This window comes from Janthinobacterium pasteuri (assembly GCF_051380775.1).
Taxonomy (GTDB): Bacteria; Pseudomonadota; Gammaproteobacteria; order Burkholderiales; family Burkholderiaceae_D; genus Janthinobacterium.
The window spans coordinates 298,797-318,196 of sequence record NZ_JBNYXS010000002.1 but is presented as its reverse complement, the minus strand read 5'-3'; the positions used below and the strand labels follow the sequence as shown (position 1 = coordinate 318,196).

The 19,400-nt window shown below is 61.4% G+C and carries 19 protein-coding genes; 5 read left to right on the top strand and 14 right to left on the bottom strand.

The features are described from left to right. Positions 1-30: 30 nt before the first annotated feature. From rpoE to ACQ4WN_RS03825, 10 genes are all read right to left on the bottom strand, one after another. The gene (rpoE, locus tag ACQ4WN_RS03870) at positions 31-654 is read right to left on the bottom strand and encodes an RNA polymerase sigma factor RpoE (RefSeq protein WP_436550338.1); all 624 of its coding nucleotides are present in this window, start codon (positions 652-654) and stop codon (positions 31-33) included. 66 nt (positions 655-720) lie between these two features. Then, a complete protein-coding gene (locus tag ACQ4WN_RS03865; protein ID WP_436550337.1) occupies positions 721-1,233 on the bottom strand; it encodes a hypothetical protein in 513 nt (170 codons plus the stop codon). Positions 1,234-1,363: 130 nt separating this feature from the next. After that, positions 1,364-2,614: a beta-ketoacyl-ACP synthase II gene (gene fabF / locus ACQ4WN_RS03860; RefSeq protein WP_436550336.1), complete on the bottom strand. Its 1,251-nt coding sequence runs from the start codon at positions 2,612-2,614 to the stop codon at positions 1,364-1,366. 29 nt (positions 2,615-2,643) lie between these two features. Further along, complete coding sequence (gene acpP / locus ACQ4WN_RS03855; RefSeq protein ID WP_008449912.1) at positions 2,644-2,883, bottom strand: acyl carrier protein; 240 nt, start codon at positions 2,881-2,883, stop codon at positions 2,644-2,646. Between the two features lie 178 nt (positions 2,884-3,061). Next, complete coding sequence (gene fabG / locus ACQ4WN_RS03850) at positions 3,062-3,805, bottom strand: 3-oxoacyl-ACP reductase FabG (protein WP_035820245.1); 744 nt, start codon at positions 3,803-3,805, stop codon at positions 3,062-3,064. A 49-nt stretch (positions 3,806-3,854) separates the two neighbouring features. Beyond that, positions 3,855-4,796 (bottom strand): ACP S-malonyltransferase, encoded by a 942-nt coding sequence (fabD, locus tag ACQ4WN_RS03845; protein WP_436550335.1) that lies wholly within the window; start codon positions 4,794-4,796, stop codon positions 3,855-3,857. Positions 4,797-4,828: 32 nt separating this feature from the next. After that, positions 4,829-5,827 (bottom strand): beta-ketoacyl-ACP synthase III, encoded by a 999-nt coding sequence (locus ACQ4WN_RS03840; protein WP_436550334.1) that lies wholly within the window; start codon positions 5,825-5,827, stop codon positions 4,829-4,831. Between the two features lie 15 nt (positions 5,828-5,842). Next, a complete protein-coding gene (plsX, locus tag ACQ4WN_RS03835; protein ID WP_436530034.1) occupies positions 5,843-6,910 on the bottom strand; it encodes a phosphate acyltransferase PlsX in 1,068 nt (355 codons plus the stop codon). Between the two features lie 210 nt (positions 6,911-7,120). Then, complete coding sequence (gene rpmF / locus ACQ4WN_RS03830; protein ID WP_010399517.1) at positions 7,121-7,303, bottom strand: 50S ribosomal protein L32; 183 nt, start codon at positions 7,301-7,303, stop codon at positions 7,121-7,123. Positions 7,304-7,504: 201 nt separating this feature from the next. Beyond that, a complete protein-coding gene (locus ACQ4WN_RS03825; protein WP_101481975.1) occupies positions 7,505-8,002 on the bottom strand; it encodes a YceD family protein in 498 nt (165 codons plus the stop codon). A 236-nt stretch (positions 8,003-8,238) separates the two neighbouring features. Between ACQ4WN_RS03825 and ACQ4WN_RS03820 the strand changes: the two genes are divergently transcribed. Continuing rightward, positions 8,239-8,847, top strand: coding sequence for a Maf-like protein (locus ACQ4WN_RS03820; protein ID WP_436550401.1), 609 nt, complete (start codon positions 8,239-8,241; stop codon positions 8,845-8,847). Positions 8,848-8,865: 18 nt separating this feature from the next. Beyond that, entirely contained in the window at positions 8,866-9,615 is a 750-nt protein-coding gene (locus tag ACQ4WN_RS03815) for an SAM-dependent methyltransferase (protein WP_436550333.1), read from the top strand. 8 nt (positions 9,616-9,623) lie between these two features. Here the strand turns inward: ACQ4WN_RS03815 and ACQ4WN_RS03810 are convergent, their stop codons facing one another. Then, positions 9,624-10,904, bottom strand: coding sequence for an EAL and HDOD domain-containing protein (locus tag ACQ4WN_RS03810; RefSeq protein WP_436550332.1), 1,281 nt, complete (start codon positions 10,902-10,904; stop codon positions 9,624-9,626). 185 nt (positions 10,905-11,089) lie between these two features. On the opposite strand from ACQ4WN_RS03810, the gene ACQ4WN_RS03805 reads away from it, so the two are divergent. Beyond that, positions 11,090-11,581, top strand: a complete 492-nt coding sequence (locus tag ACQ4WN_RS03805) for a TetR/AcrR family transcriptional regulator (protein ID WP_436550331.1) — start codon at positions 11,090-11,092, stop codon at positions 11,579-11,581. Here ACQ4WN_RS03805 and ACQ4WN_RS03800 read toward each other — a convergent pair. Beyond that, positions 11,578-12,495, bottom strand: a complete 918-nt coding sequence (locus ACQ4WN_RS03800; RefSeq protein WP_101481977.1) for a 23S rRNA (adenine(2030)-N(6))-methyltransferase RlmJ — start codon at positions 12,493-12,495, stop codon at positions 11,578-11,580. The genes ACQ4WN_RS03805 and ACQ4WN_RS03800 overlap by 4 nt on opposite strands. A gap of 276 nt (positions 12,496-12,771) precedes the next feature. On the opposite strand from ACQ4WN_RS03800, the gene ACQ4WN_RS03795 reads away from it, so the two are divergent. After that, the gene (locus ACQ4WN_RS03795) at positions 12,772-13,200 is read left to right on the top strand and encodes a thioredoxin family protein (RefSeq protein WP_436550330.1); all 429 of its coding nucleotides are present in this window, start codon (positions 12,772-12,774) and stop codon (positions 13,198-13,200) included. A 6-nt stretch (positions 13,201-13,206) separates the two neighbouring features. Here ACQ4WN_RS03795 and ACQ4WN_RS03790 read toward each other — a convergent pair whose 3' ends face one another. After that, positions 13,207-15,480, bottom strand: coding sequence for a xanthine dehydrogenase family protein molybdopterin-binding subunit (locus tag ACQ4WN_RS03790; protein WP_436550329.1), 2,274 nt, complete (start codon positions 15,478-15,480; stop codon positions 13,207-13,209). 10 nt (positions 15,481-15,490) lie between these two features. Next, on the bottom strand, positions 15,491-18,616 hold the full coding sequence (locus ACQ4WN_RS03785; protein WP_436550328.1) for an EAL domain-containing protein: 3,126 nt from the start codon (positions 18,614-18,616) through the stop codon (positions 15,491-15,493). Positions 18,617-18,877: 261 nt separating this feature from the next. Here ACQ4WN_RS03785 and ACQ4WN_RS03780 point away from each other — a divergent pair, with 261 nt between their 5' ends. After that, positions 18,878-19,384, top strand: coding sequence for a DUF1993 domain-containing protein (locus ACQ4WN_RS03780; RefSeq protein WP_166448058.1), 507 nt, complete (start codon positions 18,878-18,880; stop codon positions 19,382-19,384). Positions 19,385-19,400 lie beyond the last annotated feature (16 nt).

Genomic DNA, 19,400 nt, shown 5'->3' with positions numbered 1-19,400 from the left:
CACAGCCATGCCAACCTCATACTCCCCAGATTACCAGCGCTTGTCAATCGGCATGTCCAACAGCGGCTTCAATTTCTCCGCAATCACTTCGCGTGCGCGAAAAATGCGGCTGCGCACGGTACCGATCGGGCACACCATGATCTCCGATATCTCTTCATAGCTGAGGCCCTCGATCTCGCGCAGCACGATGGCCGTGCGCAACTCGATGGGCAGCACCTGCATGGCAGCATTGACGGTGGCCGCAATCTGCTTGCTGGCGAGCACTGATTCGGGCGTATTGTTGTCGCGTAATTTATTGCCATCCTCGAAGGACTCCGCCTGCTCGGCGTCGGCATCGCTGGACGTGGCAGCACGCCGTCCTTGCGTGACGAGATAATTCTTGGCCGAATTGATGCCGATGCGATACAACCAGGTATAAAAAGCGGCATCGCCGCGAAAATGGCGCAGTGCCCGGTATGCCTTGATAAAGGTTTCCTGCACCACATCTTCAGCCTCCGCCGGGTCATGCACAAGGCGCGACACCAGGCGCATCAAGCGGCGCTGATATTTCGATACCAGCACATCGAATGCCCGTTTGTCGCCAGCCTGCACCCGCTCGACCAGTAACTGATCATACTCGCGCTCTGTCGTCACGCCCAATGTCCCTGTAGTCATGCAGCGTGGGCGCCTGTATGGATATAGAGTTGGCCCGCTGCAAGAAGTTCAGTGTTCGCCCCACTTTTATTCTTCCCCACTGCGCGCCGCGATGGCCCGGCACGCCACGGCCAGCGGGCGGAAGGCGACGCAGCTGCTGCCACGCTGCACCAGCACCCGCGTGCGCCGCCCTGCGGCATCCACCAGGCACAGCACCAGCAGCGATGGCCATAAGGTCGAGCCCGGCAACAGACGCAACACAGTCGGCACCAAGGCCTCCGAGCCGGACGGCGCTCCGCCATGCTCCAGATATACCGCCAGCCGCAGCTGACCACCCGGCGAAATATCAAGCGCCTGCCGCGTTCTGCGCCTGCGCAGCAAAGCCAGCAACAACACGCCGCCAGCCGCACTCGGCAGCGCACCGGGCCAGCCCAGCGCATAGCCGCCCACCAGCTGGCCAAGGCCGGGGCCGGACAGGGCCGCAGCACGCCAGACGCCACTCAAGGGCCAGGCGGCCAGCAAGGCGCACAGTCCCAGCAGCGCTTGCAGCAGGCGCAAACAGACAGGCGTGCGAATGACAGCCGCTACCGCAATCGACATATTGCCAACTCAAAGGGGAAAACATCAGGCGCGCCGGCACCATGCCGGGCAAATTCAGGCACCAACGAACGTTGGCGCTGAATCAGCGCTCACTACGGTTTGACCGTAGCGAGCGCTTGAAAGTTCCTACTTATTTCGCTTTACCGAAAATCAGCGTGCCATTCGTTCCGCCGAAGCCGAACGAATTCTTCACTGCATAATCGATCTTCATATCCCGCGCCGTGTTGGCACAGAAATCGAGATCGCAAGCCGGATCCTGGTTGAAGATGTTGATGGTCGGTGGCGACACCTGATGGTGCAATGCCAGCACCGTAAACACCGCTTCCAGACCGCCCGCGCCGCCCAGCAAATGGCCCGTCATCGACTTGGTCGAGTTGACGACAAGATGCTTGGCATGCTCGCCGAAGGTGCGTTTGATGCCCATCACTTCCGCCACGTCGCCTTGCGGGGTCGACGTGCCGTGCGCGTTCAGGTACTGAATCTGATCCGGGTTCAAGCCTGCGTTGTTGAGCGCTGCGATCACCGATTTGCTGCCGCCGCTACCATCTTCCAGCGGCGAGGTCATGTGATAAGCATCTGCGCTCATCCCGAAACCATTCACTTCGGCATAGATCTTGGCACCACGGGCCACCGCGTGCTCGTACTCTTCCAGCACCATGACACCAGCGCCCTCACCCAGCACGAAGCCGTCGCGGTCGGTATCCCACGGACGCGATGCCGTTGCCGGATCGTCGTTGCGGGTCGACAAGGCACGTGCCGAAGCGAAACCGCCCAGGCCCAGCGGCGACACGGTCGATTCAGCACCGCCGGCAATCATGACGTCGGCATCGCCGTACTCGATCATGCGCGCGGCAGCGCCAATGCTGTGCAAACCGGTGGTACACGCCGTCACGATCGCCAGGTTCGGGCCCTTCAGACCATATTTGATCGAAAGGTTGCCAGAAATCATGTTAATGATCGAGGCAGGCACGAAAAATGGCGAGATACGGCGCGGACCGCGCTTTTCGTACTCGGATTTGGTTTCCTCGATCAGCGGCAAGCCACCGATACCAGAACCGATGATCACGCCGATGCGCTCGGCATTTTCCTCGGTCACTTCCAGACCGGAGTCCTGCATCGCCTGGATGCCTGCAGCCATGCCGTAATGGATAAAGGTATCCATGTGGCGGGCTTCCTTACCGGAGATGTACTCTTCGATATTGAAGCCTTTGACTTCACCGGCAAAATGCGTGGTGAAGGGCAATGCATCAAACTTGGTAATCGTGGCAATGCCGGATTTACCTTCAATGATTGCGCCCCACGCCTCGGCAATAGTATTGCCGACAGGTGAAACACAGCCCAGGCCTGTTACAACAACACGACGGTTTTTAGAACGGCTCAAGCGATTCTCCTGAAGTCGGTCAGACAGGCTTAGGCCTTGACGTGTGCAGTGGCGTAGTCGATCGCCTGTTGCACGGTGGTGATTTTTTCAGCTTGTTCGTCAGGGATTTCCATTTCGAATTCGTCTTCCAGGGCCATGACCAGTTCCACGGTGTCCAGGGAATCGGCGCCGAGATCGTCGACGAAGGAGGATTCGATTTTGATGTCTGCTTCTGCAACGCCCAGTTGCTCAGCGACGATTTTCTTAACGCGTTGTTCGATATCCGACATGTTATGGCTCCAAAGTGTGTGTTACGGAAAGTGCGCGCATTTTATCAGGTTTGCGCGTCCGAATACTAATTTCGGTGTCTGCTGCTAATTCAACCGAAGCTGCTGCTAAAAGATGCGATTATAGACAAAAACGACCGTTGAATCATGCCACAAACGCCCGCCCCGTCTACCTTTCACATCAATTCATATACATTCCGCCGTTCACGTGCAGGGTCGTGCCGGTGATATATGCCGCTTGCGGCGAGGCCAGAAAGGCCACCGCCGCTGCCACGTCTTCCGGTTTGCCCAGGCGGGACAGGGGAATTTGCGTCAACAGGGCCGCGTGCTGCTCTTCGCTCAGGGCCTTGGTCATGTCGGTATCGATGAAGCCGGGGGCGATGCAGTTCACGGTAATGTTGCGGCTGCCGATTTCGCGCGCCAGGGCGCGGCTCATGCCTTCCACGCCGGCCTTGGCCGCCGCGTAATTCATTTGCCCTGGATTGCCCGACGAGGCTACCACCGACGTGATATTGATGATACGCCCAGTTTTGGCTTTCATCATGCCGCGCAACACGGCGCGCGACAGGCGTCCGACGGCCGACAGGTTGGTGGAAATCACACTATCCCACTCTTCATCCTTCATGCGCATGGCCAGCTGGTCTTGCGTGATGCCCGCATTGTTGACCAGGATCGACAGGCTGCCGTAGGTTTTCTGCACTTCATCGACGACGGCCGCGCAGCGCGCCGCATCGGTCACGTTCAGGACCAGGCCCTTGCCCGCCACGCCTTCGGCGGCCAGGTAATCGGTGATGGCTTGCGCGCCGCTTTCCGAGGTGGCGGTGCCAACCACGGTGGCGCCCTGCTTGCCCAGTTCGGTGGCGATGGCGCGGCCGATGCCGCGCGAGGCGCCCGTGACCAGCACGACTTGATTTGCTAAATTCATGAGTATCCTTAAAAGCAAGCGCGGCAGGCAGGCTGCCGCGATCTGATGTTTACTTGAGCTGCGTCAAAATGCGTTCCAGCGATGCCTGGTCGACGATAGCGTCGCCCACCAGCACCGGATCGATGCGCTTGGCCAGGCCCATCAGGACCTTGCCCGGACCGCACTCGATCACTTGCGTTATGCCATCAAGAGCCACCTTCTGCATGGTTTCCACCCAGCGCACGGGGCTGGCTGCCTGGCGCACCAGCGCATCCTTGATGCCGGCGACATCATTGACGATGGCCACGTCGACGTTGTTGATCAGGGCGATCTGCGGCGCCGAGAAGCTCAAGCCAGCCATGTATTCGCGCAAACGGTCCGAAGCCGGTTTCAGCAAGGACGAATGGAACGGTGCCGAGACGGGCAGCTTCATGGCGCGCTTGGCGCCCTTGGCTTTGGCCAGTTCGCAGGCGCGCTCGACGGCAGCCGTATGGCCGGCGATGACCACTTGCGCTGGGGCATTGAAATTGACAGGCTCGACCACCAGGGCCGGGTTTTCCGCCGCCGCTTCCGCGCAGGCGGCGCGCACGTCGTCATCCGACAGGCCCAGCACGACAGCCATCGTGCCCTGCCCCACGGGCACGGCTTCCTGCATGGCTTGCGCGCGGAAACGCACGAGCGGCACGGCATCCTTGAACGAGATGACGCCGGCGGCGACCAGCGCCGAGTATTCACCGAGGCTATGACCGGCCACGACGTTCGGCACGGGGCCGCCCGCTGCCAGCCAGGCGCGGTAGAAAGCCACGGCCGCCGTCAGCATCACCGGTTGCGTGTTGGTGGTCAGGTCCAGTTCTTCCTTGGGACCTTCGGCGATCAGCTTGCCCAGATCGAATTGCAGGGCGTCCGACGCTTCGGCCACGGTCTGGGCCACCACGGGGTTGCCGGCAAAACCGTCGAGCATCGCAATCGCTTGCGAGCCTTGGCCTGGAAAAACAAATGCAAATTGTGTCATGGTGACTCCGTTTTTTTAATAGTATTGCGGGATTACATGCGCGCCAGCACGGCGCCCCAGGTAAAGCCGCCGCCCACGCCTTCCATCATGACGTTGTCGCCCTTCTTGACGCGGCCGTCGCGCACGGCGATGTCCAGCGCCAGCGGGATCGAGGCCGCCGAGGTGTTGCCATGCTGGTCGACGGTGACGACCATCTTTTCCAGTGGCAAGCCGAGTTTCTTGGCCGTGCTGTTCATGATGCGGATGTTCGCCTGGTGCGGGATCAGCCAGTCGATCTGGTCCGCCGTCATGTTGGCGTGGGTCAAAGCTTCGTGCGCGACTTTTTCCAGTACGGACACGGCCAGCTTGAACACGGCCGGGCCGTCCATGTAGAGGAAGGCGCTACCTGCCAGCGCGCCGCCTGCCACGCTGCCCGGCACGCTGAGGATATTCGAGTGGCGGCCGTCCGCGTGCAGCTTGGTGGCCAGAATGCCTGGCTCGGTGGAGGCTGTCATGACGATGGCGCCGGCGCCGTCACCGAACAGCACGCAGGTGCCGCGGTCATCGAAATTGAGGATGCGCGAAAACACTTCGGCGCCGATCACCAGCACATTCTTGTGCATGCCAGATTGAATAAAACTATCGGCCGTGGCGACTGCATACACGAAGCCGCTGCAGACGGCTTGCACGTCGACGGCGGCGCAGTTATTCGTGATGCCCAGCTTGCTCTGCACGATGCAGGCGGTGCTGGGGAAGCTGCCGAAGAAATCGGGGGTCGAGCTGGCGACGATGATCAGGTCCAGATCGTTGCCATTCAGGCCCGCCATCTCCAGGGCTTTTTTGGCCGCTTCCACGCCCAGGTCCGAGGAGTTTTGCATTGGTGCCGCGTAATGGCGCGCCGAAATGCCGCTGCGCGAGACGATCCATTCATCCGACGTCTCGATGCCCTTGGCGGCGAGCTGTTCGGTCAAGTCCTGGTTGGTGACGCGCCTCTCCGGCAAGTAACTGCCAGTGCCGATAATTTTGCTGTAAGTTTTGCTAAAAACAGTCATGCAAGTACCCGTCCACTAAATGGTAGAGCTTGTTGATGTAGGTTCGTCCGGTACTGGCGTGCGCGGCATCAGCTCGGCGATCAGGCTGGCCAAGTGCGCTTGCACGTCATTTTTTGCCGCATCAAAAGCGCGGCGCAAGGCCCATTCAAACGAATAGGCATCTGCGCTGCCATGGCTCTTGAAGACGAGGCCACGCAAGCCCAGCAGGCTGGCGCCGTTGTAACGCGAAGGATTCAGGCGGTTGCCGATGGCTTTCAAGGCCCCGCGGGCGATCAGCGCGCCCAGCATGGTGATCGGGTTGCGCTTGAATTCGGAAGTGAGCACGTCCTTCATGAGGCGCGCCAGGCCTTCGATGGCTTTCAGGGTGACATTGCCGACAAAGCCGTCGCAGACGACGATATCGGTCGTGCCCTTGAAGATATCGTTGCCTTCCACGTTGCCGTAGAAGTTCAGCGCGCCACGCTCGTGGTCGGCCTGTAGCAGCTTCGAGGTGAGTTTCACCACTTCATTGCCCTTGATATCTTCCGTGCCCACGTTCAGCAAGCCGATCGTCGGGCGTTCGATGCCTTCCATGGCGGAAACGAGCACGGAGCCCATGATGGCGAACTGGTGCAAGTGATGCGGTTCGCAATCGACGTTGGCACCCAGGTCCAGCATGTAGGTGGGGCCGTTCTTTTGATTCGGCAAGATGCTGCAAATGGCCGGGCGGTCGACGCCGGACATGGTTTTCAATACGTAGCGCGACACGGCCATCAGGGCTGCCGTATTACCGGCGGAAACGGAGGCTTGCGCCGCGCCGCTCTTGACCTGTTCGATGGCCACGCGCATGGAGGAATCCTTCTTGCGGCGCAGGGCCACTTCCAGGGGATCGTCCATGGTAACTTGTTCGGAGGCATGCAATACCGACAGGCGCGGGTGCGTGTCGGCTTTATGTTTCTTCAGTTCGGCACGGATCACGTCTTCCAATCCAACAAGGATCAGTTCGGCTTCAGGCTCATGTTTTACGAAGGAAATTGCTGCGGGGATAGTGACTGAGGGACCATGATCTCCGCCCATGCAGTCGATAGAAATTTTGATTGTCATTTGTGTTGATTCAATACCGCTGCGGGCGTGCGGCAAGATGTGAATCGGACTGGAGCATATGCAGGGCGCAGCATGTCATGCACAGACCTGGACAGCGTGATTCAAAATGACGGGTATGCAAGATGAATTGCAGCCGATAAAAAAGAAGAAGCGGCGCCACGCCGAATAACCACGCAACACCGCTTTCATCTTACCCAACAAAAACGTCGATTACTCGTCGTTTTTGGTCTTCAACACTTTGCGGCCACGATAGAAGCCGTTAGGGCTGATATGGTGACGCAGGTGCGTTTCGCCGGTAACTGGCTCGACGCTCAATTGCGGCGCGACCAGGAAGTCGTGCGAACGGTGCATGCCGCGCTTGGAAGGGGTTTTCTTGTTCTGTTGAACTGCCATGATGACTCCTAATACATAAGTTCTAAAATTTTAGCACAATCGATTGGCAAATACCTGCGAATCGAGTATCCCAGCGGCAAAGACTACCCGAAAATAGCCCGGACCGACATCGTTTATTACAATTACATTTCACTACACTTGCCATACTCGATTACTACACGCGTTTGACACGTTCTTTGATTGGGGAGACCCCTTTACTACTTATTCTGGCTTCAAGTCCTTCAGTGCCGCAAACGGCGACTTCTTTTCAGTCTTGAGAGCATCGAGCTGCGCCGTATCGGGGCAGACGTCGTGTTTGGGTACCTGCGGCAGGGCCAGCAAGGCTTCATCTTCGATCAGGGCCGCGGCATCCATGCTGCGGCTGCCGACGATCACGTCGATCGTTTCATCGTTGATGATTTCTTCGATCTCGTCCGCGTGCTCGTCATCCTTGCCCAGCATCAGAGTAGTCGTCGAATCAATTGCGTAAGCATACGGGGTCAGGCAGCGCTGGCAAACCAGCTGAACGGTGCCGTTGACCGACAAGGTCAGTTGTGGGTAGCCCAGCTTGCTGGTGCCGCCGACGATCTTCCAGGCGATCTCGCCGGAAGCATCTGCACAATCCTTGGTCAACCGGGTCATTTCAGCGACAGGAGTTACACCCTCGCGGCTCCCGCTGATACGACAAAAATCAAAGGCGTCGATCACAAAAGCATTCATTGGTAGAAAATTTCCCCGGAAAACCTGCGATAATAACAGGGTTTTCAGCACCGAGTCAAAGCCTTAGCATCTTTTTGACGACTTGATTGCCGTATTCGTGACAAACTCAGTTATAAACACTCATCAACACCGTCATGCCGCATGGGGCCTCAGTTATGGGCTCTGCGCCTTGGAATTTGCGTGAAATTCCCCTGACATCGACCAGCGCGGCCATGTCGGCCGCCATCCACTACCGAATGATACCAACTTCCGCCCCATTGCGCTTGATTCTTGCATCGAGTTCGACCTACCGCAAAGAACTGCTGGAACGACTGCGCCTGCCTTTCGAGGTGGCCGTGCCCGATCTCGACGAAAGCCCCCTGCCCGCTGAAAGCCCCAGCGCCACAGCCCTGCGCCTGGCCCAGGCCAAGGCGCAGGCCGTGCTCGACCACTACCCTGGCAGCCTCGTCATCGGCTCCGACCAGGTCGCCACCCTGGATGGCGCGCAGATCGGCAAACCGGGCAACCATGCCAACGCCCTGCTGCAACTGCAAACCATGCGCGGGCGCCAGACCGTGTTCCATACGGCCCTGTGCCTGCTCGACGGGCGCCACTCGCCCGCCGTGGCGCAAGTGGAAGATATCCAGACCGTCGTCACCGTGCGCGACTTGCCCGATGCCGAACTGGACGCCTACCTGCGCATCGAACAACCGTACGATTGCGCCGGCAGTGCCAAGAACGAAGGCCTGGGCATCGCCCTGCTCGAACGCATCGACAGCGTTGACCCCACCGCCCTCACCGGCTTGCCGCTGATCGCCCTGACGGGCATGCTGCGCAAGGCAGGCGTGGCCTTTTTCACCATTTAATTTACCCATAAGTAGAATATGACCGGCACCCTGTACCTGATCCCCAACCACCTTGGCCTGTCCGAAGGCGCAATCGATCCGCTGTCCCACATTATTCCCGAGCAGGTGCGGCAAATCACCTCGCAGCTCGATTATTTCGTCGCGGAAAACGCCAAGACGGCGCGCGCCTTCCTGAAATTGATCGGCAACCAGCATCCGCTGGCCAAGCCGCTGCAGGAAATCACCATTTCCGAACTGAACGTGAACACCCCGGCGCAAGCGCTGGCCGGCTTGCTGGCGCCCTTGCTGGCGGGACGCGATGCGGGCCTCGTCTCGGAGGCGGGCGTGCCCGCCGTGGCCGACCCCGGCGCCGACCTGGTGCGCCTGGCGCATCAGCATGGCATCAAAGTACGCCCGCTGGTGGGCCCGTCGTCGATCCTGCTGGCCGTGATGGCCAGCGGCCTGAACGGCCAGAGCTTCGCCTTCAACGGCTATCTGCCCACCGATGCAGCCCTGCGCGCCAAGCGCATCAAGGAACTGGAAGTGCGTTCGCGCACGGAAAAGCAAACCCAGCTGTTCATCGAAACGCCATACCGCAACGCCGCCATGCTCGAAGCGCTGGTGGCGCAATGCGCACCGTCGACGCTGATCTGCGTCGCCACCGACCTGAGCCTGGATACGGAAAACGTGCAGACGTGGAACGGCGGGCAGTGGAAGAAACAATTGGCGGCAGGCAAGGCGCCCGATTTCCACAAGAAGCCGACAGTGTTCTTGTTGCTGGGACAGTAATTAATCGGCTAATGGGCCGCGGGCGCGATACTCTGCACGTAACCGTTGACCCACTCGTAGGCGGCAAGCTGGATGGTGTTGAGGTCGCTTTCGGATAACCGCAATTGCTCCAGCATGGCCAGGGTGGCAGGACTGCCATCGGCTTGCTCCATCAGCTCCACCAGCGCCAGCATATTGCCCAACTCGCCATGGCGGAACAACAGCGCGTCGCTGACCTTGTTATTCACGCGCACGCTGCTGACGACTTCGCTCATCTGTATGGAAAACAGGGCGTCCATCAGGGACATGATGCCTACCGTAAAGCCGATATCCGCATATTGATGCTGGCCCGGGCACAATTTTTCCGTCATCAGCTCCAGCAACTTGCCCCGCGTGGTGGCCAATTGCAGCAGCGGCGAAGTAAATTGCGCAGGAACACCCGGCTTCACGTACAGCAAGATCTGCAGCCAGCGCCGCAGCTGACGCCGCCCCAGCACCAGCAAGGCCTGACTCAGGGTTTCGACGCGCGCACCCGCACCCACGGCGGGCGTATTGACCAGGCGCAGCAAATTCAAACTGATGGTCGCATTGTGCTTGATGCAGCGTTCGATTTCGCGGTTATCCACGTCGGTCTGTATCAATTCGAGCAAATGCAGGATGGCCAGCTCGGATGCCGACATTTTCTTGCCGCTGAGAATGACAGGACGGGCAAAGTAATAGCCCTGGAAAAAATCGAAGCCCAGGTCCAGGCATTGCTCGAACTGGGCCAGCGTTTCCACCTTTTCCGCCAGCAGTTTCTTGCGCGACAGGGCCAGCACCTGCGCTAGCCTGGCCAGGTCTTGCGGCGTCAGCTCGGCAATATCGACTTTGATGACATCGATCAGCGGCAGCAACTGCTGCACGTCAGCCGACTCGAACACCACATCGTCGAGGGCAAAGCGGAAACCCTCCTGGCGCAGCTTGCTGATGCGGGCCAGCAAGGCCGGCGTGGCGCGCACCGTTTCCAATATTTCCAGCACCACGCGGTGATGGGGCAGGAAGCGAATGAAGTCGCTCATCAGCGCCACTTCGTCGACATTGATGAAAGCCAGTTGCAAGCCCACCACCTGCTCCATGCCCAGGTCGGCAGCATGGGCTATCACGGTGGCCGTGGCCGCCACGGCTGCGCCTTCGATCACGGCCTGGTTCTGCCGAGTATTGCGAAATAGCAACTCATAGGCAACCAGACGCTGATCGCGGTTCAAAATAGGCTGGCGCGCAAGAAAAAAATCGTGCAACGGCGATGCGGGCGATGACAGGGTAGTATCCATACTAAGTGGCCCGAGAGCAATGCAGGGCCGCGCTCAGGCCGCGGCTTGGCCGGAGGCCGGATAGTCCGGCGCCTGCAACCAGTATAGACCCTTCCCCGCCGTGCTCTGTTGCGCGCGTGCCAAACACGCCGTGATGCACTCAGGCCAGTTATGGTGCGGTCATTCCAAATGCATGGAGGCTGAACATGGCGCGACCACGACAATTCGAGCAGGAACAGGTGCTGGACGCCGTCACGGACACCTTTTGGCGAAGCGGCTATGAAGCCACCTCGGCGCAAGACCTGGCCAAGGCGACGGGACGGGGACGGGGTAGCCTGTGCAACGCTTTCTCCAGCAAGCAAGCGCCATATGAGCAGACGCTGCGGCACTACCAGCAGCGCAGCCGTCACAACGTGGAACAATTGCAACAAGCTGGCCCCGTCAGGGAGCGGCTACGCACATTGCTGCTGAGCGTGCTTGACGCCGACCTGGGCGCCGCACAGCAGCGTGGCTGCCTGGCCACCAACGCGGCCGTTGACCAGGCGGGACACAATCCCGAGGTCAAGGCCCTGGTGCGGGAGAACTTCGGCATCCTGGAAAAAGGCTTGCGGCAAGCCATCTTCCGCGGCCAGCAAACGGGAGAGCTGCGCCCAGGCGCCGATGCGGACGCCCTGGCGTGGGGTGTGGCGAAGGATTAAACCCGGCGCGTGCCCGTGTTTTTCTGTCCGCCCTTGCCCGTTTCCAGCACAAACTTGGCGCCATCGTCGCGGCCCAGCACCTTGACCAGGTAAGGCATGACTTCGCGCAACATCGGCTCCAGCGTGTACGGCGGGTTCAAAATGAACATGCCGCTGCTGTGCAAGCCGAAACCGTCCGGCGACGGCGTGTTGACCGTCAGCGTCACGTGCAGCCAGTCCGAGCTGGGCAATTGCTTGAGCTTGTCGGCGAACTGGCGCGATTCCATGCGCTGCAGCACCGGATACCAGACGGCGTAGATGCCCGACGGGAAGCGCACGAGGGCGTCGGCCAGGGTGTCCTTGACCTTGCGGTAATCCATCTTGTCTTCATACGGCGGGTCGATCAGCACCAGCGCGCGGCGCGATGGCGGCGGCAGCAGGGCTTTCAGGCTCTGGAAACCGTCAGCCTTGGTGATGAGCACGCGCTTGCCGCGCACGGTCGGACGCTCGCCCTGGGCCAGCGCATGCGCCTCGACCTTGCGGAAGTTGTCAGCCAGAATCTTGGCATCGGCCGGATGCAACTCGAACAGGCGCAGACGGTCTTGCTCGCGGCTGACCTTGTCGGCGCAGTACGGCGAACCCGGGTAGTAGCGCATCTTGCCGCTCGGATTCATTTCCTTGATCAGCTTCATGTACTCGGCCAGCGAGGCTGGCAAGTCCGTGCGGTCCCACAGGGGCGCGATGCCCGTTTCGTACTCGGCATTTTTCGAAGCATAACCACCGTCGAGCGCATACACGCCCGCGCCGGAGTGGGTATCGATATAACTATAGGCGGTATCTTTTTGATTCAGATATTGCAACAACTGAATCTGCACATAATGTTTCAACACATCGGCGTGATTACCCGCGTGAAAGGCGTGGCGGTAACTCAACATAAGCTGGCTAATTCCATAATAAAAATAAACAAAGGCGGGAGCGCTGACACCGGGCAGGGCATGAAAACAGACTGGAGGGGTCAGGCTGCGGGGCCAGGAAACAGCATGGACCAGCGTAATCAGCGCGCAATAAGCAGCATTATCCACCAGAAAGGGCGATTACATCAAAAAACACCGCTAAACAAGCTCATGCATTCTCAGGACTGAGGGGGCCGGGCGCGGTAGAATACGCGCATCGGGCGCCGGCGCCCATCCGCCTACTAATTAGATACGACCATGCACAGCCTGACCCTCACGACCGATAACCGCGCCGATGTTGCGGCAGCACTGGCCGGCCCACGCTGGACGGTGGCCTGCCTGTGCGCGCTGTGGTGCGGCACCTGCGGCACTTACCGCGCCACGTTCGAGGAACTGGCCGCGCGCCATCCGGATACCATCTTCGTCTGGATCGACATCGAAGACCAGGCCGACGTGGTGGGCGACCTCGACATCGACAACTTCCCCACCCTGCTGATCCAGCGCGAGGACAACGTGGCCTTCTTCGGCACGGTGCTGCCCGACGGCGGCCTGGCGCACCGCATGGTGCAGGCGCAGCAGGCGCTCAGCGCCGAGGAACTGGCGGCGCTGGCCAGCAGCACGCAGGAGCGGCGCGACTGGCAGCGCGACTGCAATCTGCGCAACATGCTGGCCGCCACCCTGGCATAGCAAACATCAGGCCAGGCGCAGCGGCAGGCTGCGCAGCCGTTTCCCCGTCAGGATGAATACGGCGTTGGCCACGGCCGGCGCGATGGGCGGCGTACCGGGCTCGCCCACGCCTTCGGGATGCTCGGCACTGGCGATGATGATGGTTTCCACCTCGGGCGTCTGGCCCATGCGCAGCACGGGATAGTCGTGGAAATTGCTTTGCTCGACTTTGCCATCCTTGAAGGTAATCTCGCCGCCCAGCGCCGCCGACAGGCCAAACAGCACGGCCGACTCCATCTGCTGGGCGATGATGTTCGGATTGACGGCGATGCCGCAATCGATGGCACACACCACGCGCTGCACGCGGATCTCGCCATTTTCCACGGACACTTGCGCCACTTGCGCGACGATGCTGCCAAACGACTGGTGCAAGGCCACGCCATGCGCATGGCCGGGCGGCGCACTGCCCGCCCTGGCCACCGCCGCGTCGAGCACGGCCAGGTGACGCGGATGCCTGAACAACATGGCGCGGCGGAAGGCGATGCTGTCCTGCCCCGCCGCGTGCGCCAGTTCATCGATAAAACTTTCCTTGAAGAATGCGTTGTGCGAATGCCCCACGGAGCGCCAGTAGCCGATCGGCACGGGGCTGTCCGCGATCACGTGGGCGATGCGCTGGTTGGCGATTTCATACGGCATGTCGAATTCGCCTTCGGCCGTGGTCTTGTCCGGTCCCGCGCCGGGCAAACCGAAGTTACGTTGCAGAAACTGGTGCGTAATGGAACCGCTGACGGATTTATTGTCCCAGGAAGCGATGCGGCCGTGCTCATCGAGGCGTGCCGAAAAACGCGCCAGCGCGGCGGGACGGTACATATCGTGCTGTGTATCCTGTTCGCGCGTCCACACCAGCTGCACGGGTGCACCGCCGCACTGCAGCGCGATGGCCACGGCTTGCGCCACCATGTCCACTTCCAGGCGGCGGCCGAAACCACCGCCGAGCAGCAGCACCTCGATCGCCACATCCTTCGCATCGACGCCGGCCACCTTTGCCGCCACGTCGACGGCGATGCCAGGCGCCTGCGTCGAGACCCACAGCATCACCTTGCCGTCTTTGACTTGCGCGGTACAGTTGACGGGCTCCATGGCGGCGTGCGCGAGGAACGGCGCGCGGTACTCGGCGGTAATCTGCCGCAAACCCTGCGCGGCCTTGCCCTCCACCTCACCGCTGGCGTGGTAGGCATGGCCCGCTTCGGTGTCCAACAGGCGGGCAAACTGCGCATACACGCCAGCGCTCGACAGGTTCGCCTGCGCACCGGCCTTCCACTGCGTCGGCAGGGCGGCGGCGGCCTGTTTGGCGCGCCACCAGGTGTCGGCCACCACGGCGGCGCAAGAGGCACTGCGCTGCGCCAGGTGCGGCGTCAAGTCCAGCACCTTTGTCACGCCGGGCATGGCCAGGATGGGTGCCGCATCGAAGGAGGTCAGGATATCGCCCAGGCGCGGCGGCAAATGCAGGGCCGCGTACAGCATGCCGGGCGGGCGCGCATCGATGCCGAACCTCGCGCTGCCATTCACTTTGGACGGCGTGTCGCGGCGCGGCGCCGGCTGGCCGATCAGCTTGAAATCCTTGGGCAGTTTCAGCACGGGCGTGCCCGGGGCCATGCTGGCGGCGCGCTGCGCCAGGCTGGCGTAGCTGGCGCGCCGGCCGTCCGGGTGGATCACGGCGCCATCGTGCGTGCGGCATTGCGCGGCCGGCACCTGCCACTGCGCAGCGGCGGCTTTCAGCAGCATCGCGCGCGCCGACGCCCCCGCCTCGCGCATGGGACCCCAGCCATCCTTCACGCTGGACGAACCGCCGGTGACGATCACGCCCAGCTCACGCGCAGCCTTGGCCACCGTCCATTGCGCCAGCGCCTTCAGGCGGCCCTGGTCGTCAGGGTGGAACGGCAGGCTATCCTTGAGCATGGCCACATTGCCGAAGATCTTGTCCATGGGCGCCTGGATCAGCTTGACGCTGTTCAATGGCACGTCGAGCTCCTCGGCCACCAGCATGGGCAAGGCCGTATGCACGCCCTGCCCCATCTCGCTGCGCGGCATGGCCAGCGTCACCATGCCGTCCGTGCCGATGGCCAGCCACCCGTTCAAGGCCACGGCGCCATCCTGGAGCGGCAACGGCGCGCTGCCCTGCAGGCGCTGGCGCGGCGGCAGCACGCCCCAGCCCAGCACCAGGGCACCCACGCCGGCCACGCCGAGGCCCAGGCCTCCCAGCAGGAAACGACGACGCGACGGGGAAGATTGTGCGGCCATGGGCTGTCCTTTATAGTGGTGAGTGATCGATCCAGCGCTCCAGCATATCCTGTGCCAGCACCGGACGGCTATAAAAATAACCTTGCGCCAGCTTGCAGCCATGGCGCAGCAGGAAGGCGGCCTGCTCTTCCGTCTCCACACCTTCGGCGATCACCGACAAATGCATGCTCTTGCCCAGCTGGATGATGGCAATCGCAATCGCTTCGTCGTTCACATCCGTCGAGATATCCTTGATGAACGAGCGGTCGATCTTCAGGGTCTGCACGGGCAGTTGTTTCAGGTACGCGAGCGAGGAGTAACCGGTGCCGAAGTCGTCGATGGCCAGTCCCACGCCGATGGCGTGCAAATCGTTGATGAAACCAAGCGCGTCGCCCGTGTTCATGATCACCGATTCCGTCACTTCCAGCTGCAGCCGCTGGGGCTCCAGGCCCGTTTCCTTCAAGATGTCGGCCACCATGCCGGCGATGCTGCCCCGCTCGAATTGCTTCACCGACAGGTTGACGGCCATCTTCGGTACGCGCAAGCCCTGCGCCTGCCAGCGCATCATCTGGCGACACGCTTCGTCGAGCACCCATTTGCCCAGCTGGTTGATGAAACCGCAGTCCTCGGCCAGCGGGATGAAGCGCACCGGCGGCACCAGGCCCAGTTCCGGGTGGTTCCAGCGCACCAGCGCCTCGACGCCGACCAGGCGGCCCGTGTCGATTTCCACCTGCGGCTGGTAATTGAGGAACATCTCGTTCTTTTCCAGCGAGCGGCGCAAAAAGGTTTCCAGGCGCAGCCGCTCGACGCCTTCGCCCGTCATCGACGGCGCATAGAAGCGGTAGCCGTTGCGCCCGCGCGCCTTGGCCTGGTACATGGCCACGTCGGCATTGCGGATCAACATATTCAAGTCCAGCGCATCGTCCGGATACAGGCTGATGCCCACGCTGCAGGTGACGAACAGTTCGTGGCCGGCCACCGTAAACGGCTGGTCGAACATGGTCATCAGCTTTTCCGCCACCTGCGTGGCGCCGTATTCGCCGTCGATGCATTCGAGCAGCACGATGAATTCATCGCCCCCCAGGCGCGCCAGGGTATCGCCCTCGCGCAGGCGGGCGGCCAGCTGGCCGGCTACCTTTTGCAGCAATTCGTCGCCCACATGGTGGCCCAGGGTATCGTTGACGTTCTTGAACCGGTCCAGGTCGATGAACAGCACGGCCAGTTGCTCCTGCTCGCGCGCGGCGCGCAGCAGCGCGTGCTGCAGGCGGTCGTGGAACAGCAGCCGGTTTGGCAGCGCCGTCAACGGGTCGTGGTGGGCCATGTGGTCGAGCTTTTCCTGCGATTCCTTGACCAGCGTGATATCGCTGAACACGCCTACGTAATGCGTCGTGCCGGCGCGCGTGTCGCGCACGGCGCTGATGGTCAGCCACTCCAGATACAGCTCGCCGTTCTTGCGCTGGTGCCAGATTTCGCCGCGCCAGAAACCGCTGGCCGTCAACTCGCTCCACATGGCCTCGCAGAACGCCGCGTCGTGACGCGCCGAGCGTGTCAGTGACGAATGCTGTCCCACCGCCTCGGCCTCGGTATAGCCGGTGATCTGCGTGAAGGCGGGATTGACGGTGACGATGATGCCGCTGGCATCGACCACCATCACGCCGTCGGCGATGTGTTCGAGCACGGTGGCCGACAGGCGCAATTTTTCCTCGGCTTCCTTGCGCGCCGTGATATCGGCATACACCCAGATGCTGCCTTCGTTGGGGCGCAGGGGATCGAGTGCGCAGCCGCTCACCAGCGCCCAGAACAGGCTGCCGTCGCGGCGCTTGTACTGGCGCTCCTCGCTGAAATCGCCGCCCGTCGCCAGCACCGGATACTGGCGCTCGCCCGCCTCCTCGAAGTCATACGACGTCATGAATACGATGGAGGTTGAACTGCCCGTCATTTCGGCGTGACCGTAGCCGAACAGCTCCTCGCAGCGGCGGTTGACGGAAATGATGCGGCGGTGGCGCACGAACATCACGCCGAACATCACGTTGTCGAGGATGGCGCTTTGCTCCGTCAGCAGCGCCTCGATGCGCATCTCGTGGTGCTTGCGCTGGCTGATATCGGCAATGATGCCGTCGACCCAGATGACGCCCTGCTCCCCCGCCTGCGGCTGGCCATTCTCGGCCACCCAGCGCTCGATGCCGGAGGCGTCGATGATGCGGTATTCCAGCGCGTACGGCCGCACCTCAAGCACCGCCTTGCCCACGGCGCGCCGGTGCTCACGGCGGTCTTCCGGGCAGATCAGGTCGGCCCAGGCGTGCGTGCTGCCGCGCATGAACTGGCGCGCCGAATAGCCGGCGATGTCTTCGATGGCATCGCTGACGAAATCGATGGGGCCGTCGGGCCGGTAGCGGAAGACGGCGCCCGGCACCTGCGTGACAATGGTGCGGAAACGCTCTTCGCGCTGGCCCACATCCTCGAACAACTGGCGGATGGCGGCGCGCATTTGCTCGAGCTGGGACGTCAGGCGCCCCAGTTCGTCGCTGCTGTGCGAGGCCAGCGGCGTATCAAAATCGCCGTGCGACAGGCGGTCGGAAAAGCGCGTCAGGCGGCGCAGGGGTTTCAACAGGCGGCGGTTCAGGAACAGCACGATCAGCGCCATCGACACGGCCAGTTGTGCGCCCAGCACGAAAATATAGGACATCTGCTTTTCGCGCAGCTCCTGCTGGCTGCGCGCATCGTCCATCTCGACGACGACGTGCCCGATGCGTTCGCCGCGCACGAGGATGTCGCGCTCGGCGCGGTACAGATTGCCCACGGGCCGCTGCGGCGCCTGCAAGCTGATGAATTGCGTGTCGCCCTGTCCCAGCACTTTCACCAGCAGCACAGAGCGGTCGCGCATCACCGACTCGACCAGCGAATGGGCCGATTCCGCATTCATGTTCCACAGCGACTCCTGCATACCCAGCGCCAGGATGTCGGCATTGCGCTGCAAGGCTTCGTTCAGACTGGTGCGCGCCGACTGGCGTTCATGCACACCGACCAGCAGATAGCTGCCGAAGATGGCCGGCACGACCAGACCGCCAAACACCACCAGCAGCAAGGCGCCATAGATAGACGAGCCGTACAGCACACGCAGGCTGGCGCGCAAGCGCTGATAGGGCGAATTAAACATGCGGCAACAGGGCGACAGGGATCAGGCAGGTGATCATGGAACTTTACAGGGGAATCCGGGTGATAAGGCGGGAAGAAACTTTTTAAGCAGCAATTATGCATGGAAAAAGCGGGGGAAGTCACCAATAAACACGCGCCGACGGCGACGTCATGCCATATACACAGGGTTGAAAAACCACACGCGGACTGGCGCACCCGGCGAGCGCCAGCAGAAAACCGCGCAGCTTGCTATCATCGCGCCACTTTACCTAGAGGAACCACCATGACCTTCTCCATCTACTCCGCTTCCATCCCCGTCTTCAAACAGATCCTGGGCAGCCTGGCCGCCATCCTGGACAAGGCGGAAACACACGCGCAAGACAAGAAAATCGATCCGAACGCTCTGCTGCAATTCCGTTTGTTCCCGGACATGCTGCCGTTCGTGCGCCAGATCCAGATCGCCACCGACTTCGCCAAGGGCTGCGGCGCGCGCCTGGCCGGCGTGGCCGTGCCACCGTATGAAGATAGCGAACAGAGCTTTGCAGAGCTGAAAGCGCGCATCGTGAAAACCATCGCCTTCCTGGACAGCCTGCCGCAAGCGGACATCGACGGCAGCGAAACGCGCGCCATCACCACCGGCAGCGGCGAAAAGACCAAACACTTCACGGGCCAGACGTATCTGTTCCACTACGCGCTGCCGCACTTCTTCTTCCACGCGACGACGGCGTACGACATCCTGCGCCACAACGGTATCGAAGTCGGCAAGAAAGACTTTATCGGCAGTTTCTGATCGTTGACGCTGACAG